Source organism: Azospirillum sp. Sh1 (assembly GCF_008365135.1).
GTDB lineage: Bacteria > Pseudomonadota > Alphaproteobacteria > Azospirillales > Azospirillaceae > Azospirillum > Azospirillum oryzae.
This window is the reverse complement of record NZ_VTTK01000002.1, coordinates 333,654-360,027: the sequence shown is the minus strand read 5'-3', so window position 1 is coordinate 360,027 and position 26,374 is coordinate 333,654. Positions and strand designations below refer to the sequence as shown.

Below are 26,374 nucleotides of genomic sequence, written 5' to 3'. Positions count from 1 at the left end.
CACGCGCGCCCCTGCCCGGGCTGAAGCCGGCGGCGCCGGCGCCGGCGCCCTCGTTGATGACGCCCAGCAGGGCGCCGACCTCGACGTTCGCACCTTCCGGAGCGACGATCTCGGCCAGCACGCCGGCGGCCGACGCATTCACCTCAAGCGTGACCTTGTCGGTCTCCAGCTCGACCAGCGCCTCGTCCATGGCGACGGCCTCGCCGGCCTTCTTCAGCCAGCGGGCGACCGTCGCCTCGGAGACGGACTCACCCAGCGTGGGGACCTTGATGTCGGTAGCCATTCTTTATCCTCGTTCGTCTTCTTGTTCGCTTGGGTGATGGTCAGCGGACCGTCAGGGCTTCGTCCAGAAGCTTGGCCTGCTCCTGGTTGTGACGCTTCAGCAGGCCGGTCGCCGGCGAGGCGGTGGCCGGGCGGCCGACGTAGGACGGGCGGCCGGCCTTGTGGCCGACGTCCTTCAGCACGCCCTCCAGGCGGCGGTCGGCGAAGAACCAGGCGCCCTGGTTCTCCGGCTCTTCCTGGCACCAGACCAGCTCGGCGTTCGGATACTTGGCGAATTCGGCCGCCAGAGCGTCCTTCGGGAACGGGTAGAGCTGTTCCAGGCGCAGGATGACCACGTCCTTGATGCCGCGGCTCATGCGCTCCTGCAGCAGGTCGTAATAGACCTTGCCGGAGCAGACGACGATGCGGCGGATCTTGTCGTTGGCGGCCAGATCGTTGGCGGTCTCGCCCAGCACGCGGTGGAAGCTGCTGCCCGGCCCCATCTCCGACAGGTCGGAGATGCACAGCTTGTGGCGCAGCAGCGACTTCGGCGTGAACAGGACCAGCGGCTTGCGGAAGCTGCGGCGGATCTGGCGGCGGAAGACGTGGAACAGGTTGGCCGGCGTCGTCACGTTGCAGATCTGCCAGTTGTCCTCGGCGCACATCTGCAGGAAGCGTTCCGGACGGGCGGACGAGTGTTCCGGACCCTGGCCCTCGTAGCCGTGCGGCAGCAGCATCACCAGGCCGGACATGCGCAGCCACTTGGACTCGCCCGACGAGATGAACTGGTCGATGATGGTCTGGGCGGTGTTGGCGAAATCGCCGAACTGCGCCTCCCACAGCACCAGATTGTGCGGCTCGGCCAGCGAATAGCCGTATTCGTAACCGACGACGGCGGCTTCCGACAGCGGGCTGTCATGGACCTCGAAGGTCGCCTGATCCGGGCTGACGTGGCAGAGCGGGATGTACTTCTCTTCGGTGTTCTGGTCGTACATCACCGCATGGCGGTGCGAGAAGGTGCCGCGGCCGGAATCCTGGCCCGACAGGCGGACGCCGGTGCCCTCGGCCACCAGCGTGGCGTAGGCCAGAGCCTCGGCGGTCGCCCAGTCGATGCCTTCGCCCGACTCCAGCGTCTTCTTCTTGGCTTCCAGCTGGCGCGCGATCTTGGAGTTGATCGCGAAGTCCTTCGGGTACTCGCAGAGCTTGAAGCCGATCTGCTTCAGCTTGTCGATGTCCACGCCGGTCTCGCCGCGGTGGGCGGTGTTGGCGCCCTGCGCCTCCAGGCCGGCCCACTTGCCTTCCAGCCAGTCGGCCTTGTTCGGCTTGTAGGTGCTGGACGCCTCGAACTCACCCTCCAGCTTCTTCATGAAGTCCTGGGTGATCTGGTCGCCCTCGGCCTGGGTGATCACGTTCTCCTCGACCAGCTGCTTGGCGTACAGCTCGCGCGTGGTCGCGTGGGCGCGGATCTTCTTGTACATCAGCGGCTGGGTGAAGCCCGGCTCGTCGCCCTCGTTGTGGCCGTGTCGGCGGTAGCAGACCATGTCGATCACGACGTCCCGCTTGAACTTCTGGCGGAACTCGATGGCGATGCGGCTGACATGGACGACGGCTTCGGGATCGTCGCCGTTCACGTGGAAGATCGGCGCCTGCACCATCTTGGCCATGTCGGAGCAGTACACGCCCGACCGCGAATAGGTCGGGTTGGTGGTGAAGCCGATCTGGTTGTTGATGATGAAGTGCATGGTGCCGCCGGTGCGGTAGCCGCGCAGCTCCGACAGGCCCAGCGTCTCGGCCACGATGCCCTGGCCGGCAAAGGCGGCGTCGCCGTGGATCAGCACGCCCATCACCTGCTCGCGCTCCAGGTCGCGGCGCTGCTGCTGCTTGGCGCGCACCTTGCCCAGCACGACCGGGTTGACCCATTCCAGGTGGGACGGGTTGGCGGTCAGCGACAGGTGGACGATGTTGCCGTTGAAGTCGCGGTCCGAAGAGGTGCCGAGATGGTACTTCACGTCGCCCGAACCCTGCACGTCCTGCGGGCTCGACGGGTTGCCCTGGAACTCCGAGAAGACGGCGGAGAAGGGCTTGCCCATGAAGTTGGTCAGCACGTTCAGACGGCCGCGGTGGGCCATGCCGACGACGACCTCTTTCAGGCCGAGCTGGCCGCCGCGCTTCAGGATCTGCTCCAGCGCGGGGATCATCGACTCGCCGCCCTCAAGGCCGAAGCGCTTGGTGCCGGTGTATTTCAGCTGCAGGAACTTCTCGAAGCCCTCGGCCGCGGTCAGACGCTCCAGGATGGCGCGCTTGCCGTTCACCGTGAAGTCGGTGTGGTTGCGGCCGCCCTCGATGCGCTCCTGGATCCAGGCCTTCTCTTCCGGGTCCTGGATGTGCATGAACTCGACGCCGATCGTCCCGCAATAGGTCTTGTGCAGGATGTCGAGGATCTGGCGCAGGGTCGCCGTTTCCAGGCCGAGCGAGTAGTTCAGGAAGATCGGACGGTCGAGGTCGTCCGGGCCGAAGCCGTAGGTCGCCGGATCCAGTTCCGGGTGCGGCTCGCGCTTTTCCAGGCCCAGCGGGTCGAAATGCGCGTTCATGTGGCCGCGGACGCGGAAGACGCGGATCAGCATCAGGGCGCGGATGCTGTCCAGCGTGGCGGCGCGCAGCTGCTGCGGGCTGATGCCGCCATAGACCTGCTGCGCGTGGGCCAGCATGGCGCCGTTGCCCGGACCGTTCATCGCGGCGGCGGCACCGTTGCCAGCTCCATTTGGGCTGCCGACGATGAAGCTCTCGGCGACCTGATCGCGCTTGGCCTTGGGGTCTTCCAGATCGGACACGGTCCAGGACGCGCCGCGCAGCTCGTCCAGGACGGCGCGCGAATCCTCGTCCAGATCCTGGAAGAAGCTGTTCCAGCTGGGGTCGACGGCGGCCGGGTTGGACAGGTAGCTGGCGTAGAGTTCGGCGACGTAACCGGCGTTCGAGCCGAAGAGGAACGAGGTCTGTTCCAGATTTGCCGACATGGTTTCACCTCGGGCCGTAAGCCCGATTCCCTGTGGGAGATGATCGCGAGTGATGAAGGAGGCGGGGGATCGTTGGATACCCATATGCGAGAACCGGCGAAAACAGCCGGTGGGGTGCGGGCTGGGATGCGAGAAGCACCGCCGACGCTTGCATATGGGTTCCCAGGACCATCCGTCCAAGAGGAGACCCCGAAGGGGCGGCGGGCGGGGCACCACAGCGTCCCGCCCGCCATCCTCTTCCGAGTCCGTCCCTTTTCAAAGGCAGGAGGCCATGGGCGTCACCCTTGAGGCGACGCCCGCAGACCATCAGCCCTTGAACACCTTCAGCATGGTGGAGCCCAGGCTGGCGGGGCTGTCGGCGACGGCGATGCCGACCGACTTCATGAAGTCGATCTTGAAGTCGGCGGTGTCGTTGCCGCCGGAGATCACCGCGCCGGCATGGCCCATGCGGCGGCCCGGAGGAGCCGTGCGGCCGGCGATGAAGCCGACGACCGGCTTCTTGGTGCCCGAGGCCTTGATGAACTCGGCGCCGCGGACTTCGGCGTCGCCGCCGATCTCGCCGATCATGATGATGCCCTCGGTCTCCGGGTCCTTCACGAACAGCTCCAGGCTGTCGACGAAGTTGGTGCCGTTGACCGGGTCGCCGCCGATGCCGATGCAGGTGGTCTGGCCGAGGCCGGCCGCCGTGGTCTGCGCCACCGCCTCATAGGTCAGCGTGCCGGAGCGCGAGACGATGCCGATCTTGCCGCGCTTGTGGATGTGGCCCGGCATGATGCCGATCTTGCACTCGTCCGGCGTGATGATGCCGGGGCAGTTCGGGCCGATCAGGCGGGTCTTGGAGCCGTCCAGGGCGCGCTTGACGCGGACCATGTCCAGCACCGGGATGCCTTCGGTGATGCAGACCACCAGCGGGATCTCGGCGTCGATGGCTTCCAGGATCGCGTCGGCCGCGAAGGGCGGCGGCACGTAGATCACGGAGGCGTTGGCGCCGGTCTTCTCGACCGCCTCGGAGACGGTGTCGAAGATCGGCAGGTCGAGGTGCTTGGCGCCGCCCTTACCGGGCGTGACGCCGCCGACCATCTTCGTGCCGTAGGCGATGGCCTGCTCGGAATGGAAGGTGCCCTGGGCTCCGGTGAAGCCCTGGCAGATCACCTTCGTGTTCTTATCGACGAGAACAGCCATGTTACGCGGCCTCCTTCACGGCCTTGACCACCTTCTCGGCGGCATCGGCGAGGTTGTCGGCCGAGAGGATCGGCAGGCCGGATTCGGCCAGGATCTTCTTGCCCAGATCGACGTTGGTGCCTTCCAGGCGCACCACCAGCGGAACGTGCAGGTGCACTTCGCGCGCCGCGGCGACCACGCCCTCGGCGATCACGTCGCAGCGCATGATGCCGCCGAAGATGTTGACCAGGATGCCTTCGACGTTGCTGTCGGACAGGATCAGCTTGAAGGCCGCGGTGACGCGCTCCTTCGTGGCGCCGCCGCCGACGTCGAGGAAGTTGGCCGGCTCGCCGCCATACAGCTTGATGATGTCCATGGTGGCCATCGCCAGGCCGGCGCCGTTGACCATGCAGCCGATGTTGCCGTCGAGCTTGACGTAGTTGAGGCTGTGCTTGGCCGCCTCGATCTCCGCCGGATCCTCTTCGGCCTCGTCGCGCAGCTCTTCCACGTCCTTGTGGCGGAACAGGGCGTTGTCGTCGAAGTTCATCTTGGCGTCGAGCGCCAGGATGTCGCCGGCGCCGGTGACGATCAGCGGGTTGATCTCGACGATGGCGCAGTCCAGGTCCACGAACGCCTTGTAGGCGGCCTGGATGAACTTGGCGGCGGCACCGACCTGCTTGCCTTCCAGGCCCAGCGCGAAGGCGACCTTGCGGGTGTGGTAGCCCTGGATGCCGGTGGCCGGGTCGACGGCGACCTTGATGATCTTCTCCGGCGTGTTATGGGCGACCTCTTCGATCTCCATACCGCCTTCGGTCGAGGCCATGATCGTCACGCGGCCGGTGGCGCGGTCGATCAGCATGCCGAGGTACAGCTCGCGCTTGATGTCGGCGCCTTCCTCGATGTAGAGGCGCTTGACCTCGCGGCCATCCGCACCGGTCTGCTTCGTCACCAGGACGTGGTTCAGCATCTCGGCGGCGTTCTTGCCGACTTCCTCAATGGACTTGACGACGCGGACGCCGCCCTTGCCCTCGGGGTTGTCCTTGAAGCGGCCGGCGCCGCGGCCACCGGCGTGGATCTGGGACTTCACGACCCAGACCGGACCGCCCAGCTCGCGGGCGACCGTCTCGGCCTCCTGCGGGGTGTAGGCAACGCCGCCGCGGGGAACCGCGACGCCGTACTTCTTCAGCAGGCTTTTCGCCTGGTACTCATGGATGTTCATCGGGCGTCCATCTGTTTTTTGTTTCGGCTGACGAGAACGGGTCGACTGAAGGACAAGACGGGCGCACCACCGGCGCCGTCCCGGACCCGGAAAATGGGCCGGGACGGCGCCGGAGACCGCGCACTCCGTTCTTTAGGAAGCGGCCTTCTCGGCGTCCAGCTTCTTGACGACGTCGACCAGCGTCTTCACCGCGTCGACGGAGTTCTGGAACATCGCCTTCTCTTCGTCGTTCAGCTCGATCTCGATGATCTTCTCGACGCCGCCGGCGCCGATGATCGTCGGGACGCCGACGTAGAGGTCGTCCTGGCCATACTGGCCGCTCAGGTGGGCGGCGACCGGCAGAACGCGCTTCTGGTCCTTCAGGTAGGACTCGGCCATCTGGATGGCGGAAGCGGCCGGGGCGTAGAAGGCGGAGCCGGTCTTCAGCAGCTTGACGATCTCGGCGCCGCCGTCACGGGTGCGCTGAACGATGGCGTCCAGCTTCTCCTGCGTGGTCCAGCCCATCTTGACCAGATCGGGCAGCGGGATGCCGGCGACGGTGGAGTAGCGCACCAGCGGGACCATCGTGTCGCCGTGGCCGCCCAGCACGAAGGCGGTGACGTCCTCGACCGAGACGTTGAACTCTTCGGCCAGGAAGTAGCGGAAGCGGGCCGAGTCGAGCACGCCGGCCATGCCGACCACGCGCTCCGGCGGCAGGCCGGACGCCTGCTGCAGCACCCACACCATCACGTCGAGCGGGTTGGTGATGACGATGACGAAGGCGTTCGGGGCATACTTGCCGATGGCCTCGCCGACCGTCTTGCAGACGCCGCTGTTGATGCCGATCAGGTCATCGCGGCTCATGCCCGGCTTGCGCGGGATGCCGGCGGTGACGATCACGACGTCGGCACCCTCGATGACCGAATAGTCGTTGCCGCCGGTCAGGCTGGCGTTGAAGCCCTCGACCGGGGAGGTTTCGGCGAGATCCAGCGCCTTGCCGGCCGGCATGCCTTCGGCGATGTCGAACAGGACGACGTCGCCCAGTTCCTTCTGAGCAGCGAGCAGAGCCAGCGTGCCGCCAATCTGGCCGGCACCGACGAGCGCAATCTTCTTGCGAGCCATGGAGCGTTCCCTAAAACGTTTGAGCGTCCCCCATTCAGCGGGAGACTAGAACCGTTGGTCATTCTAACGTCTTAGGGATCCAGCGCCCCGAGATTTCGGAAGCGTAGGTAGCGCGTTTTGTCGCGGAGGGCAAGCCTGACCGCTAGCGAGGCATTGCAGCTTTGCGTCGCACCCCCGATGATCCTTTCCAACGACTGGACCGTTCGGCTTTATACGTATGGTTCGCGTCCGGTCCTTACCTTGTTCAAAGATGGTCGAAGGAGAGCGCAGATGGCCAAGCTCGTGGCCCGTTTCATTCCCGGTCTGACCATGTCGCTGGCGCTTGCCGCCGGCATCGCCGGCGTCTCGGCGGCCGGCTCCGCCCAGGCCCAGACGGTCGGCGACTATACCGCCGCCATCGCCGCCGCCCCGATCACCGACCCGGCGGCGGAAGCCAGCGCCGCCTATTGCCGGCCGCTGACCAATTACGTCTACACCTCGATCCCCGCCGACCAGCGGGCGAACTGGGTGCTGCCGCTGGTGACGCTGGACGGCTCGCAGTCGGCGGAACTGGCCGCCAAGCGCGAAGCCTGCCTGAAGGTGCGCCAGATGCCGCTGATCGCCTTCGACGCCGGCACCGGCGAGCAGATCGTCACCCCGGCCGAGGCGATGGAAGGCCCGACCGACCGCGGCCCCTATTACAAGGAGGTCTCGCCCGACACCCCGGTGCCGCGCACCGGCCGCGCCACGCCGCGCCAGCCGATGCCGCGCGGGGGCATGCAGCAGCCTTACTGATCGGTCCCCTTACGGCCCGATGCCGTAGCGTTCCAGGTGTCGGGCCATCTCGGCGGGGGACAGTGGGAAGCCGCTGCCCTGCCGGGCGTTCAGCATGGCGCGCGGGTGGATGCCGGCCGCGCGGGCCTGGATCTGCATGGCGCAACGCATCGACAGGCCGGCGCGCCAGACCAGGGCGGTGACCGCCTGCGGATCGTGGGCATCCAGGATCAGCTCCACCACCTCCGGCGCCACGCGGGCGCGCAAGGTCAGCGCCGCCCGCACGAAACCGGTCTCGTTCCACGACATCGCGTCGCCCAGCGCCGTCTCGTCCAGCTTGCCCAGCCGGTGCAGGCGGACGGCGCGGCGTTCCGGCGACTCGGCCGACTCGGGCGCTTCGGCCCAGTCGATGCGGCGGCGGGTGGTGGCGGCGATCTCCGCCACCGTGGCGTCGTCGAAGTCGGGACGCCGCCGCAGAGTATCCGCCACCGCCAGATCGACGAAATCGGCCAGCCGCAGCGCCAGCCGGCGGGGCAGGGCGGGACGGCGGGCCAGCTTCTCCCGCCAGTCGGGATGGTGGGCCGACCGCTCCACCAGCGATTCCAGCGTCGGTTCGGCGATCACCGCCCCGCTGTTGTCGAGCAGGATGCCGGTGGCTTCGGCATGGCTGCTGCCGGCGATGGCGTCGGACAGGGCCGCGCCGATGCTGTGGCGCCGGGCGATGGCCGACAGCGCCCAGCCGGCGGGGGCGGCGGCGACGATGTCCAGCAGGTCCTCGTCGCTGAGCGCCGCGCAGCAGCGCAGAACCGGCTCCGCCACCGTCCGTTCGACGTCGCGCGCCAGCGTCGTCACCACCGTGGGCGGGGCGCAGGCGATGTCCTTGATCGCCGTCGCCAGCGCCTCGCGCACCCGGACGATGTGGTCGCGGGCCAGCTGCTCCAGCGCGCGAATCGCCACGGCGCTGACGGTGTCGGCCCCGCCCGGCGGCAGGTCCGGCAGCAGCCGGCACAGCTTGCGGGCGAGGGTGGAGCGCACGTCGGCATCGCCCATCCCGGCCAGCCGCGATTCGACCAGCATGTCGCCGACCTGACGGGCGACACCGCGGCCGGGCGCCGAGGGCGGTGCGGAGGGCGTCGCCTGGAGCGGTTCAGGCTCCGGCGACCCGGCGAACAGGTAGTCCATCAACTCGGGCGCGACGCCGCAGTCCGTCTCCGGCGGGAGGCGGGGGGAGGGGCGGGACGGGGAGCGCCGGGCTGTCACCGGACCTGTAGCCTTGTGGTGGTGCCGCGGCGGGGCCGGAGCGGCAGTGGTGGGATCATGCGGTCCATCGAAGCGCCCCCCTGGTTAACGGCGTCCTAATTCGGCACTGGCCCGGCTTGTGACATCCGGCACGGCCGGCCGCGATCAGCGCCGCTTGGCGGCAGGGGTGGCGCCCAGCATGCTGCGTTGCGCCAGCATCGGGCGCGCCACCTGCCGGCCGCCCAGCACGCGGATCGGCACCGACTGATCCAGCCGGTGCTTGTCGAACTGGTCGAAGATGCGCAGCAGCGCCTCCGCCGTGCCCTCGCCGTAATGGATGTCGGTGCGGGCGCGGTCCAGTTCGGTGCGCAGGCCGTCGCGCAGACGGCCGAACAGGGCGTCGAACAGCGTCTGGAAATGCTCCTCGGCGAACACGAAATGCCGTTCGCGCAGATGGTCGGTCATCCGCCGGATGAAGGTCTGGCGCTGCTGGTGGAACTGGCGGAAACGCAGCATCACCCGGATGAACGGCGTGTCGGCCAGCACCGCCAGCGTTTGCTCATGCGCCAGCCGCCGCCAGACCTCGGCATCGCGGTCGGTCCCCAGCCGGTTGAACAGGGCGATGGCGCTGGCGTTCATCGCTTCCCACTCCTTCTCGTAGAACAGGGCGCTCAGCGTCGATTGCAGGCCGGGGAGGATCACCTGGGGAAAGCTGGCGCCGGTGATCGGGTCCATGCTGTCGGGCAGGCGGGTGCGCAGGGCCGAGACCATCAGGCGGGTGACGAAATCCCGGCGGCGTCCATCGTGATGAAGAGGCTGTTGCCCGTCCCCCGCCGCGTCCGTCGTCGTCACGCAGCCGCCGCAGCCGGACGCGGTGCAGGAGGCTGCGGTACAGGCTTGGCAGATCGAGGCGAACAGCGGCAGCACCGATGGCCAGTGCGCCATCATCAATCCCATGGCGCGGGCGAATTCCTCGCGCGACAGCACGCCCTTGGTGGCGAATTGCGGCTCCAGCGCCTCCTGAAAGGTGCTGACCAGAGCCTGCGCCGTGCGATGGTGGCGTTCGAACGGCGGCGGATCGGCGGTCATCCCACGCCCTCCCTCCCGATGCGTCCCGGCCGGCCATACGGGCCAGCCGCGGTTCCGATACAATTTATCCGGTATTTTATTTATCTTGGCTGTGACGGCCATCACAGGGGAGGGGCGGCAGCCGGCCGCCGCGCCAAAAAAAAGGCCGCAGCCCAAGCGGGCGCGGCCTTTAGTCTAGGGAGGAAACGCACTGCAAAATGCAGTAACGAGGCGGAGTTTAAGCCCGCAGCCGTGTTAGCGGTACCACCCTTTTCGAATTGGTGCGGTGCGACATCCGCATAGCGCGGTATGGAATATCCTTAGGTTTGCCCATCCGGTGGGCGGAAAGGCAGTTTCCCGCACTCTTTTCGGGCATAGGGCCGGTCGCGGGTCAGACGGACGATCGATTGCGAAAATAATCGCGTTCGGATCGGTTCGGAAACGAAAAAAGGAGGCGCCTTTCGACGCCTCCCTTCAGGCACATGGAAACCGGCGAGCGTCAGGCCGCCAGCTTCTCGCGGATCAGCGCCTTGGTCTCGTCGATGCCGTAGAGCTGGATGAAGGAGCCCATGCGCGGCCCGGTGGTCTGGCCCAGCAGCACCTCGTACAGCGCCTGGAACCACGCGCGCAGCTCGGTGAAGCCGTGGGTCTTGCCGACCTCGAACACCTCGTTCTGGATGGTGTCGGCGCGGGCGTCGGCCGGCAGGCCGTCCAGCTTGGCCAGCAGGTCCTGCAGGGCCGCGCGTTCGGCGTCGGTGGGGGCGCGGAACCGCTTGGTCGGCTTCACCTGATCCTGGTAGTAGCGCACGGCATAGCCGACCATGCTGTCCAGGAAGGGGCTGTTCTCCGGCGTGGCGTCGGGCGCATAGCGGCGGATGAAGCCCCACATGGTGTCCTTGGTGTCGGCATTCGCCGCACCCGCCAGGTTGAGCAGCAGGTTGAAGGACACGTCGGAGCGCACGGCCGGCGGCTTGCCGTTGTGGATGTGCCAGGCCGGGTTCTCCAGCTTCTTCGCCGGCTCCTCGCCATGGACCTTGTCGACGAAGGTCAGGTATTCGTCCACCGCGCGCGGGATGACGTCGAAGTAGAGGCGCTTGGCCGACTTCGGCTTCTGGAACATGTAGAGGGCGAGGCTTTCCTGCGGCGCGTAGGCCAGCCATTCCTCCATGGTCAGGCCGTTGCCCTTCGACTTGGAGATCTTCTGGCCCTTGTCGTCCAGGAACAGCTCGTAATTGAAGCCCTCCGGCGGAGTGCCGCCCAGGATTTTGCAGATCTTGCCGGCGAGATCGGCCGAGGGGATCAGATCCTTGCCGTACATCTCGTAATCGACGCCGAGGCCGAACCAGCGCATGCCCCAATCGGGCTTCCACTGCAGCTTCACATGGCCGCCGGTGACCGGCAGTTCCACCTTCTTGCCGTCCTCGTCCTCGAAGACGATGGTGCCGGCATCGACGTTGCGCTCCAGCATCGGCACCTGGAGGACCCGCCCGGTGGAGGGGGAGACCGGCAGGAAGGGGCTGTAGGTCGCCTGACGCTCGGCGCCGAGGGTGGGCAGCATCACTGCCATCACCTCGTCGTAATGGCGCAGGATGCCGAGCAGCGCCTCGTCGAAGCGGCCCGACTTGTACCAGTCGGTGGAGGACTGGAACTCGTACTCGAAGCCGAAGCTGTCGAGGAAGGCGCGCAGCCGGGCGTTGTTGTGGGCGCCGAAGCTGTCATGGGTGCCGAAGGGATCGGGCACCTGGGTCAGCGGCTTGCCCAGGTTGGCCGCCACCATCTCCTTGTTGGGGATGTTGTCGGGGACCTTGCGCAGGCCGTCCATGTCGTCCGAGAAGCAGAACAGCCTGGTCGGAATGTCGCTCATGGTCTGGAAGGCGTGGCGCACCATGCTGGTGCGCGCCACCTCGCCGAAGGTGCCGAGATGCGGCAGGCCCGACGGACCATAGCCGGTCTCGAACAGGACATAGCCTTTGGCGGGCGGCGCTTTCGCGAAGCGCGCGACCAGTTTGCGCGCCTCCTCGAACGGCCATGCCTTCGCCTGCAACGCCAGATCCCGTTCGCCGGTCATCGTCGGACCCTTTCGAAACCACATAGATAAAGTTGGGAATGAGGGCAAAGACCCTAGGGCCGGCCGGGCGTGGCGTCAACCATGGGTGTCTGGAGTGGGATGTGCCGGGGGGCCCTCTTGCGGCGCCCCTTTGCCCGGTCCATCCTGCGGCCCCGCGGGATCGGCCTTGCGGGAGTTGGCGGAGTGGCGAGGCAATGAGCTGGCTGTATCTGGTGGTGGCGATCCTGTTCGAGGTCGTCGGCACATCGGCGATGAAGATGTCGGACGGCATGACGCGGCTGGGTCCGGCGGCGGCGGTGGTCGTCTGTTATGGCGTCGCCTTCCTGCTGCTCGCCAAGGCGCTGCGCACCATGGAGGTCGGCATCGCCTATGCCATCTGGTCGGCGACGGGAACCGCGGCCATCGCCGCCATCGGCGTGTTCGTCTTCGGCGAGTCGCTGACGGTGATGAAGGTGGTCGGCATCCTCCTGATCGTCGCCGGGGTCATCAGCCTGCACATGGCGAACGGGGCGGCGTAACCGCGATAGTTAGGCATTGACCTAAGTGTTTTCTCCCGCTAGGGTGCCGTCATGGATGCAGCACTCGACAGGACGTTCCGTGCGCTGGCGGACCCCACGCGCCGGGCGGTGATCCAGGCGCTTGGGCGAGGACCGGCATCGGTCGGCGACCTTGCGAAACCCTTCGGCATGGCCCTGCCCAGCTTCCTGCAGCACCTGAAGATGCTGGAGGACAGCGGGCTGGTCGAAACGCGGAAACAGGGGCGGGTGCGCACCTGCACGCTGAAGCCGGAGGCGCTGGCGGCCGCGGAAAGCTGGCTGGAAGCCCAGCGGAGCCTGTGGACAAAGCGGCTCGATCAACTGGACAGCCTGGTGCTGGACCTGAACAAACGGGAGGAAGGGACACCATGACCGATGTGGTTTTCAACCCGCAGCTCGACCTTGAACTGAAGCGCGAGGTCGCGGTTCCGCCGGGCCTCGTCTGGCGGGCCTGGACCGAGCCGGAGCTGCTGATGAAGTGGTTCACGCCGGCGCCCTGGCGGACCACCGCCTGCGAGATCGACCTGCGGCCCGGCGGCAAGTTCCGCACGGTGATGGAAGGGCCGAACGGCGAGAGGAACGACAGCACCGGATGCTTCCTGGCCGTGGAGCCCGAGCGGCGACTGGTCTTCACCGACGCGCTGGGGCCGGGCTTCCGCCCCACCGGCGGCGGTTTCATGACCGCGACCGTGACCATCGAGCCGGCGGCCGGCGGCACGCTCTATACCGCCGTCGCGCTCCACAAGGACGAGGCGGCGAAGAAGCAGCATGAGGAGATGGGCTTCCATCACGGCTGGAGCGCCGCGCTCGACCAGCTCGTCGCCCTGGTGAAGGGACTGTAGGGAAAGGGGCGGCCTTAAGCCCCGACCTTGAACGGGTTCACCTGCCGGGCGGCGCGTTCGACCGCCTCGGCGGGGCCGGGGCGGCCCAGGTAATAGCCCTGGGCGACGTCGCAGCGCAGGGCGCGCAGGGCTTCCAGCGTTTCGGCGTCCTCCACGCCTTCGGCCACGGCGGTCAGGTTCAGGCTGTGGGCCATCTGGATGACGGCGGCGGTGATCTTGGCGCTGTCGTGGTTGCTGGTGAGATCGGCGACGAAGCTGCGGTCGATCTTCAGCTTGTCCACCGCCAGACGGCCGATGTAGGACAGGTTGGAATAGCCGGTGCCGAAATCGTCGATCGACACCTGCACGCCCATCGCCTTGATGCGGCGCAGATTGTCCATCACGACGTCGGTGTTCTGGATCAGCATCGATTCGGTCAGCTCCAGCTCCAGCAGAAGCGGGTCGAGCCCGCTGTCGGCCAGGGCCCGCGTCACCGTGGCGACGAGGTCGTTGCGCTGAAGCTGCAAAGCCGACAGGTTGACCGCCACCGACAGCGACAGGCCGCGGGCATGCCAAGCCGCCGCCTGCCGGCAGGCCTCCGTCAGGACCCAGGCGCCGATCGGCACGATCAGGCCGCTGTCCTCGGCGATCGGAATGAAGTCGCCGGGCGGGACCATGCCCTTTTCCGGGTGGTTCCAGCGCACCAGCGCCTCCGCGCCGGTCACGGCACCGCTCTCCAGGCTGACCTGCGGCTGGTAATGGATCAGGAACTCCCCGCGGTCGAGCGCGCGGCGCAGGCCGCTGCGGGTGGACAGGTGGGCCACCGCCTCGGCGTTCATCGCTTCGGCATAGAAGCGGTGGGTGTCGCGGCCGGCCGCCTTGGCGTGGTGGAGCGCGGTGTCGGCGTTCTTCAGCAGGGTGGCGAAGTCCTTGCCGTCGGCCGGGGCCAGCGCCACGCCCGACGACAGGGTAACGGTCAGCTCATGCCCGCCGACCTGGAAGGGCTCGGCCATCGCCTCGTGCAGGGAGGCGACGGCCTCCACCACCGAATCGATGTCAGGCTGCCCGGACAGCAGCAGGATGAACTCGTCGCCGCCGCCGCGGCTGACCGTGTCGGTGTCGCGCACCGCCGCCTTCAGCCGGTCCGCCACCGCGCGCAGCAGGGCGTCGCCGACGGCGTGGCCGAGACTGTCGTTCACCGTCTTGAAGCGGTCGAGCCCGCAGGCGACCAGCGCCACCAGCCGGCCGTTGCGTTCCGACCGGGCCAGCGCCTGTTCGGTGCGGTCCTGCACCAGGACGCGGTTGGGCAGCAGGGTCAGCGCGTCGTGGCGCGACAGATACTCCATCCGCTCCTGCGCCGCCTTGCGTTCGGTGATGTCGCGGACGAGGACCAGCAGCCGGCGGTCGTTGCCGTCGATCACGGCGCGCCGCATGCTGACCTCCACCCAGAACAGCGCGCCATCGAGCCGGCGGGCGTGCCATTCGAACAGCTGCGGTTCGCCGTCGGCCGCCTTACGGATGCGGGCCGCGGCGTCGTGCCGCGTGTAGGGCGGCACGCCGGAACTGATCATCGCGACGGTGAGGTCCGACAGCGGCATATTGCCGACCCGGTACATCTCCTTCATCCGGCGGTTGACCTCCAGGATGGCGCCGCCGTCCAGGTCGTGGATGAAGATGGCGTCGGTGACGCTGTCGAAGATGGTGCGGACGCGCTCCTCGCTGGCGGTCAGGGCCGCGACCGCGGTGCGCAGGCTTTGCGTCTTGCTTTCCACCTGCCGGCGCAGCAGCAGCACCCACACCAGCGCGCCGAAGCCCAGCACCGCCAGTCCGCTCAGCAGCTTGAGCAGCAGGTCCATCATCTGGGGGCTGACGATGCCGGTGAGGCTGCGGCCGAGCCAGCGCTCCTCGATCGCCTTTCGCTCCTGCGGGGTGATGCGGGCGAAGCCGTCGGCGATCAGGCGGAACAGCGCCGTGTCGCCCTTGCGCACCGCCCAGTGCAGTTCGCCGGTATAGAGCGGATCGGTGTAGCGGAAGCGTCCCTGCACGCCGCGCTTGGTCATGTAATAGCGGGCGGACGGGTCGTCCATGCAGAAGACCCGGGTTTCCTGCTTTGCCGCGGCATCCACCATCGCTTCGAAGCCGGAATAGCGCTGGAAGGCGGTGATGCCCTGGTCGGTCAGCCATTCGATGCAGAAATCGCCGTCCTTCACCCCGACCGTGAAGGCGCGCAGCGACTCCACCCCGGTGATGCCGCTGAGGTCGGCGCTGAACCAGATCGGCACGTCGACGCGGGCATAGGGCTTGGAGAAGTCGTAGATCAGGTCGCGGGCGTCATTGCGGAAGATCGTCTCGATGACGTCGGCGCCGCCGCTGTCCATGGTCTTGCGGGCAAGGCCCCAATCGAGCGGAAGCATGCGGACCGGGATGCCGGTCTTCTGCGACCACAGCGTCCATATGTCCTTCACGATGCCGACATGGGTGCCGTCGGGGGTGCGGAAACTGTAGGGCGGGTAAGTGTCGTCCAGCGTCACCCGGATTTCGGCGGGGCGCGGACCGGCGTCCGGAGGCGCCGCAGCCGGTGCCGGCGTGCTGATCGCCGCCGCCGGGTCACCGGCCAGCAGGGACAGCAGCAGGATGGCAAGCAACCGCATGGCGGCCCGGCGTGCCGCGGAGCGGATCATGGCGGCGCACCGTCGGGAACGGTCGGCGGACAGCGCTTGGCGGACATGGACATGGCCCTTGTCGAGGTCATGGACAGCGCAGGCGTGCGAGGCCTTCGCCATCCCACCGCCATCGCCAGCTTATCCAAGAGGGTAACCCGTTCGACGCGCTGCGGCAACGGGGGGTTCTCCCCACCCTGTGACAAGCTCCCGCAGTGAGCGAAATCACACCGGGGCCGGCGGGAGGATCAGGGAGTGCGGTCGGCGGATGGCGGCCGGGCGGCGGCCTGACCGCCGGCCTGACCGCCGGGTTGAGCATTGGCTTGGGCGCGCAGGGCGTCGCGGATTTCCTCCAGCAGCAACTCCTGGCGCGGCGGGGTCTTGGGGGCTTCCTTGTGCAGGACATGCAGGCGGTTGACCTGCCGGACGATCATGAACAGGGCGCCCGACACGATCAGGAAATTGATGCAGGCGTTGATGAAGCGGCCGTAATTGACGGTGGCCGCCCCCGCCTTCTCGGCAGCCTGGAGCGAGTCGTAATGGCCGCCCGACAGGCTGACGAAGTAGTTCGAGAAATCGATGCCGCCCATGATCCAGCCGATCGGCGGCATCAGGATGTCCTTGACCAGGGAATTGACGATTCCGGTGAAGGCGGCACCGATGATGATGCCGACGGCCAGCTCCACGACATTGCCGCGGCTGATGAATTTCTTGAATTCTTCGAACATGGCGTCCCGTTTTTCCGTGGTCGTGGAAGGGAAACGGGGTGGGGAGGGGTTGGTTTCAATGGAGGGCTTTTGCCCCCTCCCTAACCCTCCCCCGCTTCGCGGGAGAGGGGACTGCTGCTTTCTTCCCCTCCACCGCCAAAGGCGGGGGAGGGAGGGACCCACGCGCCAGCGTGGGAGGGAGGGGGCACCCGGCAGGCGCACCCCCGCCAAACACCCCACTTAAGCCATGCGGCCGTGGCAGTGCTTGAACTTCTTGCCCGACCCGCAGGGGCAGGCGGCGTTGCGCGGGGTGTTTTCCATCACCTCGGCCGGCAGCGGCTGGTCTTCCGGCGTGCCGGCCAGCGACGAGGCGCGGACCATGCCGTCGGGCAGGGCTTCGCCGTCACCGGCCCCCATGCCTGCCATCGCCAGCGCCGGGTCCATGCGGCCCTCGTGCATCTCCTGCATCTGGCGGGCGAACAGTTCCTCCTGCGACGGCGCCATGCGGATTTCGACATGCATCAGGATGGTGGTGACCTGCTCGCGCAGGGCCATCAGCATCGAGTCGAACAGCTCGAACGCCTCGCGCTTGTATTCGTTCAGCGGGTCCTTCTGGGCGTAGGCACGCAGGTTGATGCCCTGGCGCAGATGGTCGAGCTGGAGGAGGTGGTCCTTCCATTCCTGGTCCAGGATCTGGAGCAGGATGCTCTTTTCCACATGCCGCATCGTCTCGGCGCCGTAGGCCTCCTCCTTGTCCGCATATTTGCGGTCGGCGGCCTCGCGCACGCGCTCCTCGATCTCCGGCTCGGCGATGCCCTCTTCCTTGGCCCACTCGTGCACTGGCAGATCCATGCCCACCACGCGGTTGACCGCCTCGTGCAGGCCGTCAATGTCCCACTGCTCGGAGTAGCTGTTGGCCGGGATGGCGGCCGAGACCATGTTGGCGATGATCTGGTGGCGCATCTCGCGGATTTCCTCCGCGATGTCCTCGCTCTCCATCACCTCGTGGCGCTGCTCATAGACGACCTTGCGCTGGTCGTTCATGACGTTGTCGAACTTCAGCAGGTTCTTGCGGACCTCGAAGTGATGCGCCTCGACCTTCTGCTGCGCCTTTTCCAGCGCCTTGTTGATCCAGGGATGGATGATCGCCTCGCCCTCCTTCAGGCCGAGACGCTGGAGCATGCTGTCCATCCGCTCCGACCCGAAGATGCGCATCAGGTCGTCTTCCAGCGACAGGAAGAACTTGGAGGTGCCGGGGTCGCCCTGGCGGCCGGATCGGCCGCGCAGCTGGTTGTCGATGCGGCGGCTCTCGTGCCGCTCGGTGCCGACGACATAGAGGCCGCCGGCCTGCTTGACCGTCTCGCGCGCCTCGGCGATCTCGGCCTCGATCTGCTTGATGCGGGCCTCGCGTTCCGGGCCTTCCGGGACGTCGGCAAGCTCGACCTCGATCCGCATCTGGAGATTGCCGCCCAGCTGGATGTCGGTGCCGCGGCCGGCCATGTTGGTGGCGACGGTCACCGCGCCGGCGCGGCCGGCCTGGGCCACGATGTAGGCTTCCTGCTCGTGGTGGCGGGCGTTCAGGACGTTGTGCGGGATGCCGCGCTTGTTCAGCAGCTCCGACAGCAGTTCCGACTTCTCGATCGAGGTGGTGCCGACCAGCACCGGCTGGCCGCGCTTGCGGGCATCCTCGATCAGGTCGATCATGGCATGGTATTTCTCGGTCGCGGTGCGATAGACCTCGTCGTCGTGGTCGATGCGCTTGACCGGGACGTTGGTCGGGATGTCGACGACCTCGAGCCCGTAGATCTCGCCGAACTCCGCCGCTTCGGTCAGGGCGGTGCCGGTCATGCCGGCCAGCTTCGGATAGATGCGGAAGTAGTTCTGGAAGGTGATGGAGGCCAGCGTCTGGTTCTCGCGCTGGATCGTCACCTTTTCCTTGGCCTCCAGCGCCTGGTGCAGGCCTTCGGAGAAGCGGCGGCCTTCCATCATGCGGCCAGTAAACTCGTCGATGATGACGACCTTGTCGTCCTTGACGATGTAATCCTTGTCGCGCTGGAACAGCATGTGGGCGCGCAGCGCCTGCTGCGAATGGTGGACCAGGGCCACGTTCTGGATGTCGTAGAGGCCGCCGGTCTTCAGCAGCCCGGCCTCGGCCAGCAGCTGCTCCATGTGCTCCTGGCCGGCCTCGGTGAAGCTGACGGAGCGGTGCTTCTCGTCCTTCTCGTAATCCTCAGGAACCAGCAGCGGGATCAGCCGGTCGACCTGGACATACATCTCCGACGAATCGGTGGAGGGGCCGGAGATGATCAGCGGGGTGCGCGCCTCGTCGATCAGGATCGAGTCGACCTCGTCGACGATGGCGTAGTTGAAGGGCCGCTGGACCAGTTCCTCCAGCCGGAACTTCATGTTGTCGCGCAGATAGTCGAAGCCGAACTCGTTGTTCGTGCCGTAGGTGATGTCGGCGGCGTAGGCGGCGCGCCGCTCGTCGTCGTCCAGCCCATGCACGATGCAGCCGGTGGTCAGGCCGAGGAAGCCGTAGACCCGCGCCATCCAGCCGCTGTCGCGCGAGGCGAGATAGTCGTTCACGGTGACGACGTGGACGCCCTTGCCTTCCAGCGCGTTCAGGTAGACGGCCAGCGTGGCGACCAGCGTCTTGCCTTCGCCGGTGCGCATCTCGGCGATCTTGCCGGTGTGCAGCACCATGCCGCCCATCAGCTGCACGTCGAAATGACGCTGGCCCAGCACGCGCTTGGCCGCCTCGCGCACGGTGGCGAAGGCGTCGGGCAGGATGTCGTCCAGCGTCTCGCCCTTGGCCAGCCGCTCGCGCAGCCAATCGGTGCGACCCTTCAGCTGGTCGTCCGACAGCGCGGCGACCGACGGCTCCAGCGCGTTGATCTGAGCCACGGTCTTGTGCAGCGCCTTGACCGCGCGCGTGTTGGCGGTGCCGAAAATCTTGCGGGCGAGAGCGCCGAACATGAAAACCTCGGGAGTAAAGCGGAATGTGGGCCAGCCTATCGACGGGTCTCACATAGGACTATGGCAAGGCCCTGTCAACGAGACCGGGCCGGCGGGGGCTCCGTTGCGGCATTTGCGAGAGGCGGCTGGGCAGGGGAGAAGCCGGGGGATGCCATGACCGTTTCATGAATTCGCGTCCAGAAAGCGCCGCGGCGGTTGGCTGCGACCGGCGGGGGCTGGTATCCCCTTGCGCAGGCACATGAGCTATAGGGCGGTAGCCACGGGGACCCTTGCCCCGCGCGGCTTAGCCATGCTTAATCCCCTGCGGAATCGGGCGCGGAGCGGCGGATGGCTCCGATGCCGCAGACCATGCGAAACGGGCGCCGGTCCGCCGGCCGCCCATTTGTGAAGCATCCGCCGGAAGGAAACAGACACGCCATGGTTCAACGAGTGTTCCGCACCGCGCTCCTGTCGGTTGCCGCCTGTGGCATCGCGCTGGCCGCCCACGCCCAGACGCCTGCTCCGCAGACGCCGGCGCCCGCCACTCCCGCTCCGGCCGCTTCGGCTCCGGCCGCTCCGGCCGATCCGGTGGTCGCCCGCGTCAATGGCGAGGAGCTGCACAAGTCGGACGTCACCCGCATGGTCTCGCAGCTGCCGCCGCAGGTGCAGCAGATGCCGATCGAGATGATCTATCCGGCGGTGATCGACCAGCTGGTCAGCGGCAAGCTGGTCTCCTCGGCCGGTTACAAGGCCGGTCTGGCCGATTCGGCCGAGGTGAAGGACGAGATCAAGCGCGCCGAGGAGCGCGCGGTCCAGCGCGCCTTCATCCAGAAGGAGATCAAGGCCCGCGTGACGCCCGAGGCGCTGAACAAGGCCTATCAGGATTACCTGAAGGAGAACCCGGCGCAGGAGGAGGTCAAGGCCGCCCACATCCTGGTCGAGAAGGAAGACGAGGCCAAGGCCATCATCGCCCAGCTGAAGAAGGGCGGCGATTTCGCCAAGCTGGCCAAGGAGAAGTCCAAGGACGCCGCCGCGGCGGCCCAGGGCGGCGACCTCGGCTATTTCACCAAGGATGCGATGGTCGAGCCCTTCGCCAATGCCGCCTTCGCCATGAAGCCGGGCGAGATCAGCAAGGAGCCGGTCAAGACCCAGTTCGGCTGGCACATCATCAAGGTCGAGGACAAGCGGACCCAGCCGCAGCCGACGCTTGAGGAAGTGAAGCCGCAGCTGGAGCAGGCGCTGTCGAAGGACATCGTCACCGCCCTGGTCGAAGAGCTGCGCGGCAAGGCGAAGATCGAGACCTTCCAGATCGACGGCTCGCCGATGCCGAAGGAAGAGCCGGCCGCCGCCCCGGCCCCGGCCGCTCCCGCCACTCCGGCGGAGCCGGCGAAGAAGTAAGGTCAGGCGTTCAGGCCTCCCGTTGCCCCCTCCCCAACCCTCCCCCGCTGCGCGGGAGAGGGAGTTGGTCGCGGAGTGGCGGCAGTTTCCTCTCCCACCGCAGGTGGGGGAGGGTTAGGGAGGGGGCAACATTCTGACATTCCAGTGACTTTCCCACCACGCCACCACCACTCCCCACCACGGGAATTTCCTTCATGGCCACGACCCTCTCCCCCTTGGCTCCCGCAAGTTTCCCGACGCTGCCGCCCATCGCGGGCGTGCGCATCGCCACGGCGAACAGCGGCATCCGATACAAGGGCCGCGACGATCTGCTGCTGGCCGTGCTGGATCCCGGCACCGCTGTGGCTGGCGTGCTGACCCGGTCGCTGACCTGCTCGGCCCCGGTGATCTGGTGCCGCGACAGCCTGCCCAAGGGGTCGGCCCGCGCCGTGGTGGTGAATGCCGGCAACGCCAACGCCTTCACCGGCAAGGCGGGCGACGCCACCGTGCAGGCGACCGTCACCGCCGCCGCCGAACTGGCCGGCTGCGCCCCCGACGAGGTCTATATCGCGTCGACCGGCGTGATCGGCATCCCGCTGGCCGCCGACGCCATCGGCAAGTGCCTGGCGCCGATGGCCCCGAACCTCAAAGCCGAATCGGCCGCGTGGGAGAAGGCCGCCCGCGCCATCATGACCACCGACACCTTCCCGAAGGGTTCGGTGCGCACCGTCAAAATCGGCGGAACGACGGTGACCATCGCCGGCTTCGCCAAGGGATCGGGCATGATCGCGCCGGACATGGCGACGATGCTGGGCTTCGTCTTCACCGACGCCGCCATCGCCGCTTCCGCTCTGCAGGACATGCTGTCGGAATTCACCGAGCGCACCTTCAACGCCGTCACGGTCGACGGCGACACCTCGACCAGCGACACGCTGCTGCTGTTCGCCACCGGCAAGGCCGGCAACGCCCCGGTGTCGAGCGCCGATGCCGCCGAACTGGCGGAGTTCCGCGCCGCGCTGGAAGACCTGCTGCTCGATCTGGCGCTGCAGGTGGTGCGTGACGGCGAGGGGGCGACCAAGTTCATCGCCATCACCGTGCGCGGCGCCGACAGCGACGCCGCCGCCAAGCGGATCGGCATGACGGTGGCGAACTCGCCGCTGGTCAAGACCGCCGTCGCCGGCGAGGACGCCAACTGGGGCCGCATCGTCGCCGCCATCGGCCGCGCCGGCGAGCGCGCCGACCGCGACCTGATCAAGATCACCGTCGGCGGCACCCTGATCTGCGCCGACGGGATGGAAGTCCCCGGCTACGACGAGACGCCGGTCGCCAATCACATGAAAGGCAAGGAGATCGACATCGACATCGACCTCGGCCTGGGCAAGGGGACGGCGAAGGTGTGGACCTGCGACCTGACGCACGGCTACATCGACATCAACGGCAGCTATCGGAGCTGATCAGCCGTGACCGCCTGTTTCGATCCCAGCTCCACCCCCGCCCGCGGCTCGCTGCCGGTGCTGATGGTGGTCGCGGTGGCGCTCGTCGATGCCGACGGGCGCGTGCTGCTGGCCCAGCGTCCGCCCGGCAAGTCGCTGGCCGGCCTGTGGGAATTCCCCGGCGGCAAGGTCGATGCCGGGGAGACGCCCGAGGCCGCGCTGGTGCGCGAGTTGAAGGAGGAGCTGGGTATCGACACGGCGGCAAGCTGCCTCGCCCCCTTCACCTTCGCGTCCCACAGCTATGAGAGCTTCCACCTGCTGATGCCGCTCTATGTCTGCCGGGTGTGGGAGGGCGACGTGATGCCGCAGGAGGGGCAGAAGCTCGCCTGGGTCTACCCGAACCGGATGGGCGATTACCCGATGCCGCCGGCCGACGTGCCGCTGGTGGCGATGCTGCGGGATTTGCTGTAGGGGCCAATTCGCAGCGTTGCCCAATACCGCGCGTTGAAAATCGGGCCGCGCGGCTGTATATTTTTCGGAGGTGGCCGGCGGGTGCTGCTACACCCGCCGGCACGCTCCCGGTGCTTAGCGACGGATCAGGCGGATCTCAATCCGCCATCGCCGCCACTGGAGCACCAGGAAGAAGGGCATCTTCTTCATGCCGGCTTCCTCTCTGAAACGGCGGATGGCCTATTCCATCCGCCGTTTTCAGTTTACACGCGGACGATGAGCGGGCGCTACCTTTTCACACCAATGTGTGGTGGTGCCAACGGCTGTCCGACCTTTGTTCCCAGGCGTGACCCTTTGCGGCTTTGCCCCGGAGGCGATCTGTGCGACATGATGGGGCGTTGAGACGACAAGCCGGATCTCCGGCACCACTTTCCTGAACCGCATCGGCGTGGATTCGTTGTTTTCCTACAGCAACCCGGGTGCGTCGGACGATGCCCCCGGTCAACGGCCGGCCACGGCGCTCGACGCGCTGCGGACGGTGTTCGGCTACGACTCCTTCCGCGGCCAGCAGGCCGACATCATCGACCATGTGGTGCGCGGCGGCGACGCGCTGGTGCTGATGCCGACCGGCGGCGGCAAGTCGCTGTGCTACCAGATCCCGGCACTGGTGCGCGACGGCGTGACGGTGGTGGTCTCGCCGCTGATCGCCCTGATGCGCGATCAGGTGACGGCGCTGCGGGAGCTTGGCGTGCGCGCCGCCTTCCTCAACTCCTCCCTCGGCCCGGCGGAGGCGCGGGAGGTGGAGCGGGCCATGGTGCAGGGCGAGATCGACCTCGTCTATGTCGCGCCGGAACGGCTGGTGACGCCGCGCTTCCTCGATCTGCTCGACCGCACCAGGCTGGCGCTGTTCGCGCTGGACGAGGCGCATTGCGTGTCGCAGTGGGGGCACGATTTCCGTCCTGAATATCTGCAGCTGTCGATCCTGCACGAGCGCCACCCGATGGTGCCGCGCATCGCGCTGACCGCGACCGCCGACGTGCAGACCCGCGCCGAGATCAAGGACAAGCTGGGGCTGACCGACGCCCGCGTCTTCCTGTCCAGCTTCGACCGGCCCAACATCACCTACCGCGTGGTGCCGAAGAAGAGCGAGCGCCAGCAGATGCTGGCCTTCCTGCGCGAGAACCACCCGGAAGACGCCGGCATCATCTATTGCATGTCGCGCAACAAGGTGGAGGATGTCGCGGCCTGGCTGAACCAACAGGGCCGCGAGGCTCTGCCCTACCATGCCGGGCTGCCTGCCGAGACGCGCGAGGCCAACCAGGACCGCTTCATCAAGAGCGAGGGTCTGGTGATGGTCGCCACGGTGGCCTTCGGCATGGGCATCGACAAGCCGAACGTCCGCTTCGTCTGCCACCTCGACCCGCCCAAGAGCCTGGAAGCCTATTACCAGGAGACCGGCCGCGCCGGCCGCGACGGCTTGCCTGCCAACGCCTGGATGGCCTACGGCATGGCCGACGTGGTGATGTTGCGCCAGATGCTGGAGCAGTCGGAGGCCGGCGACAGCCACCGCCGGGTGGAACGCGGCAAGCTGGAGGCCCTGCTTGGCTTCTGCGAGACGCCGGACTGCCGCCGTCAGGTGCTGCTGAATTATTTCAACGAGACGCTGCCGGAGCCCTGCGGCAACTGCGACACCTGCCTCGACCCGGTCGAGACCTGGGACGGCACCATCGCCGCGCAGAAGGCGCTGTCGGCGGTCTACCGCACCGGCCAGCGCTATGGCGCCGGCCACCTGATCGACGTGCTGGTCGGCAACGCCACCGAGAAGGTGGTGCAGCAGAACCATGACCAGCTGAAGACCTTCGCCGTCGGCAAGGATTTGACCAAGGTCGAATGGCAGTCGGTCTACCGCCAGCTGGTGGCGACCGGTCTGCTGACCGTCGATCTGGAGGGCTATGGCGGCTTCCGCCTGACCGATGCCGGGGTCGCCGTCATCAAGGGGCAGCGGGTGGTGAAGCTGCGCAAGGACCCGGTGCTGGAGCGCCGCCGTGGCGTCCATGACGCCCTGCGCCGCCACACCGCGCGGGGCGGAAGCTTGAACGGGGAGGGCGTGTCGCGCTCCGGCGCCCGCGGTGCGTTGTCGGCGGCCGACGACGCGCTGTGGCACGCGCTGAAGGACTGCCGGACGGCGCTGGCCAAGGCGCAGAGCGTGCCGCCCTATGTGATCTTCCACGACAGCACGCTGTTGGAAATGGTGGCCCAGCGCCCGCGCGACCACGCCGCCTTCGCCCATCTGCCGGGGGTCGGCGGGCGCAAGCTGGAACGCTACGCCGACGCCTTCCTGGAGGTGATCCGGCAGCACGGATGAGGCGTTCGGGTGCATGGCAGGCTTGAGGAGGAGCGGCCGATTTTTCCGAAATTCACCGCTTGCATCCCGCGAAGCACCTCGCTATGTTCCGCGCCACAACGACGCCGCAGTAGCTCAGGGGTAGAGCAACTGATTCGTAATCAGTAGGTCCGGGGTTCAAATCCCTGTTGCGGCACCAGTTTCTTCAAGGGCTCGGCAAGCAATTGCCGGGCCCTTGATCGTTTCAGGGCTGTTTCGGCGTTGTCCGTTGCGGCGATGGTCAATCGAGTGCTTGGCCGTTGCCACAAACAACTCGGGCGCCGCATCCCCCGACACGGCGCCCGCCACTCACCCGAAACTACCCGACTCCCTCACTCCACCGCGTAAGGCGGCTTCGTGTACCCCGCCGGCGACAGGGTGAAGATCTCCGCGCCGTCGGCCGTCACGCCGATGGAATGCTCGAACTGGGCGGAGAGCGACTTGTCCTTGGTCACGGCGGTCCAGCCGTCGCCCAGGATCTTCACGTCGGGGCGGCCGGTGTTGATCATCGGCTCGATGGTGAAGATCATGCCTTCCTTCAGGACCAGACCCTCGCCCGGCTTGCCGTAATGCAGGACCGACGGCGGTTCGTGGAAGACGCGGCCGACGCCGTGGCCGCAGAAATCGCGCACCACCGAAAAACGGTGGGACTCGGCGAAGGTCTGGATGGCGTGGCCGATGTCGCCCAGCGTGGCGCCCGGCTTCACCGCGGCGATGCCGATCATCAGCGCGTCATAGGTGACGTCGACCAGCTTGCGTGCCTTCACCCCGACCTCGCCGCACAGATACATGCGGCTGCTGTCGCCGTACCAGCCGTCGACGATCGGCGTCACGTCGATGTTCAGGATGTCGCCGTCGACCAGCCGCTTGTCGCCGGGGATGCCGTGGCAGACGACATGGTTGACCGAGATGCAGTTGGCGCGCGGGAAACCGCGATAGCCCAGCGGGGCGGGGATGCCGCCATGGTCGCGGATGAACTGCTCCAGCAGGCGGTCGAGCTCGCCCGTGGTGACGCCCGGCTGCACATAGGGGACGATGTAGTCCAGTGCCAGCGCGGCCAGACGGCCGGCCTTGCGCATGCCTTCGAATCCCTCCGGACCATGAAGGCGGACGCGGTTGGATTCGACGTGATCCTGTTCCAAGACGAAAGCCCCTATGCCAAGTAACC

Annotated in this window: 20 protein-coding genes and 1 tRNA gene; 9 read left to right on the top strand and 12 right to left on the bottom strand. The window is 67.3% G+C overall.

Going from position 1 to position 26,374, the window contains the following annotated elements:
- From FZ029_RS04445 to mdh, 5 genes are all read right to left on the bottom strand, one after another.
- Positions 1-283, bottom strand: a 283-nt coding sequence (locus FZ029_RS04445) for a biotin/lipoyl-containing protein (protein ID WP_348771127.1), incomplete at its 3' end; no start/stop codon positions are given.
- Positions 284-323: 40 nt separating this feature from the next.
- Positions 324-3,275: a 2-oxoglutarate dehydrogenase E1 component gene (locus tag FZ029_RS04440; RefSeq protein ID WP_149268152.1), complete on the bottom strand. Its 2,952-nt coding sequence runs from the start codon at positions 3,273-3,275 to the stop codon at positions 324-326.
- A 306-nt stretch (positions 3,276-3,581) separates the two neighbouring features.
- Positions 3,582-4,457, bottom strand: a complete 876-nt coding sequence (gene sucD, locus FZ029_RS04435; RefSeq protein ID WP_014246680.1) for a succinate--CoA ligase subunit alpha — start codon at positions 4,455-4,457, stop codon at positions 3,582-3,584.
- A gap of 1 nt (position 4,458) precedes the next feature.
- Positions 4,459-5,655, bottom strand: a complete 1,197-nt coding sequence (gene sucC, locus FZ029_RS04430; protein WP_149268151.1) for an ADP-forming succinate--CoA ligase subunit beta — start codon at positions 5,653-5,655, stop codon at positions 4,459-4,461.
- Positions 5,656-5,787: 132 nt separating this feature from the next.
- A complete protein-coding gene (gene mdh / locus FZ029_RS04425; protein WP_042699729.1) occupies positions 5,788-6,756 on the bottom strand; it encodes a malate dehydrogenase in 969 nt (322 codons plus the stop codon).
- 270 nt (positions 6,757-7,026) lie between these two features.
- On the opposite strand from mdh, the gene FZ029_RS04420 reads away from it, so the two are divergent.
- The gene (locus FZ029_RS04420) at positions 7,027-7,530 is read left to right on the top strand and encodes a hypothetical protein (RefSeq protein ID WP_149268150.1); all 504 of its coding nucleotides are present in this window, start codon (positions 7,027-7,029) and stop codon (positions 7,528-7,530) included.
- A gap of 9 nt (positions 7,531-7,539) precedes the next feature.
- Here the strand turns inward: FZ029_RS04420 and FZ029_RS04415 are convergent, their stop codons facing one another.
- The 3 genes from FZ029_RS04415 to FZ029_RS04405 form a co-directional block, all read right to left on the bottom strand.
- The gene (locus tag FZ029_RS04415; RefSeq protein ID WP_149268149.1) at positions 7,540-8,691 is read right to left on the bottom strand and encodes a DUF2336 domain-containing protein; all 1,152 of its coding nucleotides are present in this window, start codon (positions 8,689-8,691) and stop codon (positions 7,540-7,542) included.
- A gap of 222 nt (positions 8,692-8,913) precedes the next feature.
- Positions 8,914-9,837 carry a hypothetical protein gene (locus FZ029_RS04410; protein ID WP_149268148.1) on the bottom strand — a complete coding sequence of 308 codons (924 nt, stop codon included), beginning with the start codon at positions 9,835-9,837 and terminating at the stop codon, positions 8,914-8,916.
- A gap of 478 nt (positions 9,838-10,315) precedes the next feature.
- The gene (locus tag FZ029_RS04405; RefSeq protein ID WP_149268147.1) at positions 10,316-11,884 is read right to left on the bottom strand and encodes a lysine--tRNA ligase; all 1,569 of its coding nucleotides are present in this window, start codon (positions 11,882-11,884) and stop codon (positions 10,316-10,318) included.
- A 194-nt stretch (positions 11,885-12,078) separates the two neighbouring features.
- Here FZ029_RS04405 and FZ029_RS04400 point away from each other — a divergent pair, with 194 nt between their 5' ends.
- From FZ029_RS04400 to FZ029_RS04390, 3 genes are read left to right on the top strand one after another with little or no spacing between them, the layout of a single operon-like run.
- Entirely contained in the window at positions 12,079-12,402 is a 324-nt protein-coding gene (locus tag FZ029_RS04400; protein ID WP_149197863.1) for a multidrug efflux SMR transporter, read from the top strand.
- Positions 12,403-12,453: 51 nt separating this feature from the next.
- Positions 12,454-12,792 carry a metalloregulator ArsR/SmtB family transcription factor gene (locus tag FZ029_RS04395; RefSeq protein WP_149197864.1) on the top strand — a complete coding sequence of 113 codons (339 nt, stop codon included), beginning with the start codon at positions 12,454-12,456 and terminating at the stop codon, positions 12,790-12,792.
- Positions 12,789-13,262, top strand: a complete 474-nt coding sequence (locus FZ029_RS04390) for an SRPBCC family protein (RefSeq protein ID WP_149268146.1) — start codon at positions 12,789-12,791, stop codon at positions 13,260-13,262. The genes FZ029_RS04395 and FZ029_RS04390 overlap by 4 nt, the downstream gene beginning before the upstream one ends.
- Before the next feature lie 14 nt (positions 13,263-13,276).
- Here the strand turns inward: FZ029_RS04390 and FZ029_RS04385 are convergent, their stop codons facing one another.
- From FZ029_RS04385 to secA, 3 genes are all read right to left on the bottom strand, one after another.
- Positions 13,277-16,024, bottom strand: a complete 2,748-nt coding sequence (locus FZ029_RS04385) for an EAL domain-containing protein (RefSeq protein WP_247892143.1) — start codon at positions 16,022-16,024, stop codon at positions 13,277-13,279.
- A 125-nt stretch (positions 16,025-16,149) separates the two neighbouring features.
- Positions 16,150-16,629 (bottom strand): large conductance mechanosensitive channel protein MscL, encoded by a 480-nt coding sequence (gene mscL / locus FZ029_RS04380; RefSeq protein WP_149268145.1) that lies wholly within the window; start codon positions 16,627-16,629, stop codon positions 16,150-16,152.
- 219 nt (positions 16,630-16,848) lie between these two features.
- Positions 16,849-19,584, bottom strand: a complete 2,736-nt coding sequence (secA, locus tag FZ029_RS04375; protein WP_149268144.1) for a preprotein translocase subunit SecA — start codon at positions 19,582-19,584, stop codon at positions 16,849-16,851.
- 417 nt (positions 19,585-20,001) lie between these two features.
- Here secA and FZ029_RS04370 point away from each other — a divergent pair, with 417 nt between their 5' ends.
- From FZ029_RS04370 to FZ029_RS04350, 5 genes are all read left to right on the top strand, one after another.
- Positions 20,002-20,961, top strand: coding sequence for a peptidylprolyl isomerase (locus FZ029_RS04370; protein WP_149268143.1), 960 nt, complete (start codon positions 20,002-20,004; stop codon positions 20,959-20,961).
- Positions 20,962-21,155: 194 nt separating this feature from the next.
- Positions 21,156-22,394: a bifunctional glutamate N-acetyltransferase/amino-acid acetyltransferase ArgJ gene (gene argJ, locus FZ029_RS04365; RefSeq protein ID WP_149268142.1), complete on the top strand. Its 1,239-nt coding sequence runs from the start codon at positions 21,156-21,158 to the stop codon at positions 22,392-22,394.
- 6 nt (positions 22,395-22,400) lie between these two features.
- The gene (locus FZ029_RS04360; protein ID WP_063633716.1) at positions 22,401-22,844 is read left to right on the top strand and encodes a (deoxy)nucleoside triphosphate pyrophosphohydrolase; all 444 of its coding nucleotides are present in this window, start codon (positions 22,401-22,403) and stop codon (positions 22,842-22,844) included.
- Positions 22,845-23,271: 427 nt separating this feature from the next.
- Positions 23,272-25,188 carry a DNA helicase RecQ gene (gene recQ / locus FZ029_RS04355; protein WP_149268141.1) on the top strand — a complete coding sequence of 639 codons (1,917 nt, stop codon included), beginning with the start codon at positions 23,272-23,274 and terminating at the stop codon, positions 25,186-25,188.
- A 103-nt stretch (positions 25,189-25,291) separates the two neighbouring features.
- Positions 25,292-25,366: transfer RNA gene (locus FZ029_RS04350), tRNA-Thr, on the top strand.
- A gap of 172 nt (positions 25,367-25,538) precedes the next feature.
- On the opposite strand, the gene map is transcribed toward FZ029_RS04350, so the two are convergent.
- A complete protein-coding gene (map, locus tag FZ029_RS04345; protein WP_014246700.1) occupies positions 25,539-26,348 on the bottom strand; it encodes a type I methionyl aminopeptidase in 810 nt (269 codons plus the stop codon).
- Between the last annotated feature and the right edge of the window lie 26 nt (positions 26,349-26,374).

Excerpts from the sequence above, each read along its gene's own strand:
- FZ029_RS04390 (WP_149268146.1), top strand. The coding sequence starts at position 12,789 with ATGACCGATGTGGTTTTCAACCCGCAGCTCGACCTTGAACTGAAGCGC.
- secA (WP_149268144.1), bottom strand. The coding sequence starts at position 19,584 with ATGTTCGGCGCTCTCGCCCGCAAGATTTTCGGCACCGCCAACACGCGC.
- FZ029_RS04395 (WP_149197864.1), top strand. The coding sequence starts at position 12,454 with ATGGATGCAGCACTCGACAGGACGTTCCGTGCGCTGGCGGACCCCACG.
- FZ029_RS04415 (WP_149268149.1), bottom strand. The coding sequence starts at position 8,691 with ATGGACTACCTGTTCGCCGGGTCGCCGGAGCCTGAACCGCTCCAGGCG.
- FZ029_RS04385 (WP_247892143.1), bottom strand. The coding sequence starts at position 16,024 with ATGGCGAAGGCCTCGCACGCCTGCGCTGTCCATGACCTCGACAAGGGC.
- argJ (WP_149268142.1), top strand. The coding sequence starts at position 21,156 with ATGGCCACGACCCTCTCCCCCTTGGCTCCCGCAAGTTTCCCGACGCTG.
- FZ029_RS04420 (WP_149268150.1), top strand. The coding sequence starts at position 7,027 with ATGGCCAAGCTCGTGGCCCGTTTCATTCCCGGTCTGACCATGTCGCTG.
- mscL (WP_149268145.1), bottom strand. The coding sequence starts at position 16,629 with ATGTTCGAAGAATTCAAGAAATTCATCAGCCGCGGCAATGTCGTGGAG.
- FZ029_RS04440 (WP_149268152.1), bottom strand. The coding sequence starts at position 3,275 with ATGTCGGCAAATCTGGAACAGACCTCGTTCCTCTTCGGCTCGAACGCC.
- mdh (WP_042699729.1), bottom strand. The coding sequence starts at position 6,756 with ATGGCTCGCAAGAAGATTGCGCTCGTCGGTGCCGGCCAGATTGGCGGC.
- FZ029_RS04370 (WP_149268143.1), top strand. The coding sequence starts at position 20,002 with ATGGTTCAACGAGTGTTCCGCACCGCGCTCCTGTCGGTTGCCGCCTGT.
- sucC (WP_149268151.1), bottom strand. The coding sequence starts at position 5,655 with ATGAACATCCATGAGTACCAGGCGAAAAGCCTGCTGAAGAAGTACGGC.
- sucD (WP_014246680.1), bottom strand. The coding sequence starts at position 4,457 with ATGGCTGTTCTCGTCGATAAGAACACGAAGGTGATCTGCCAGGGCTTC.
- FZ029_RS04405 (WP_149268147.1), bottom strand. The coding sequence starts at position 11,884 with ATGACCGGCGAACGGGATCTGGCGTTGCAGGCGAAGGCATGGCCGTTC.
- FZ029_RS04410 (WP_149268148.1), bottom strand. The coding sequence starts at position 9,837 with ATGACCGCCGATCCGCCGCCGTTCGAACGCCACCATCGCACGGCGCAG.
- FZ029_RS04400 (WP_149197863.1), top strand. The coding sequence starts at position 12,079 with ATGAGCTGGCTGTATCTGGTGGTGGCGATCCTGTTCGAGGTCGTCGGC.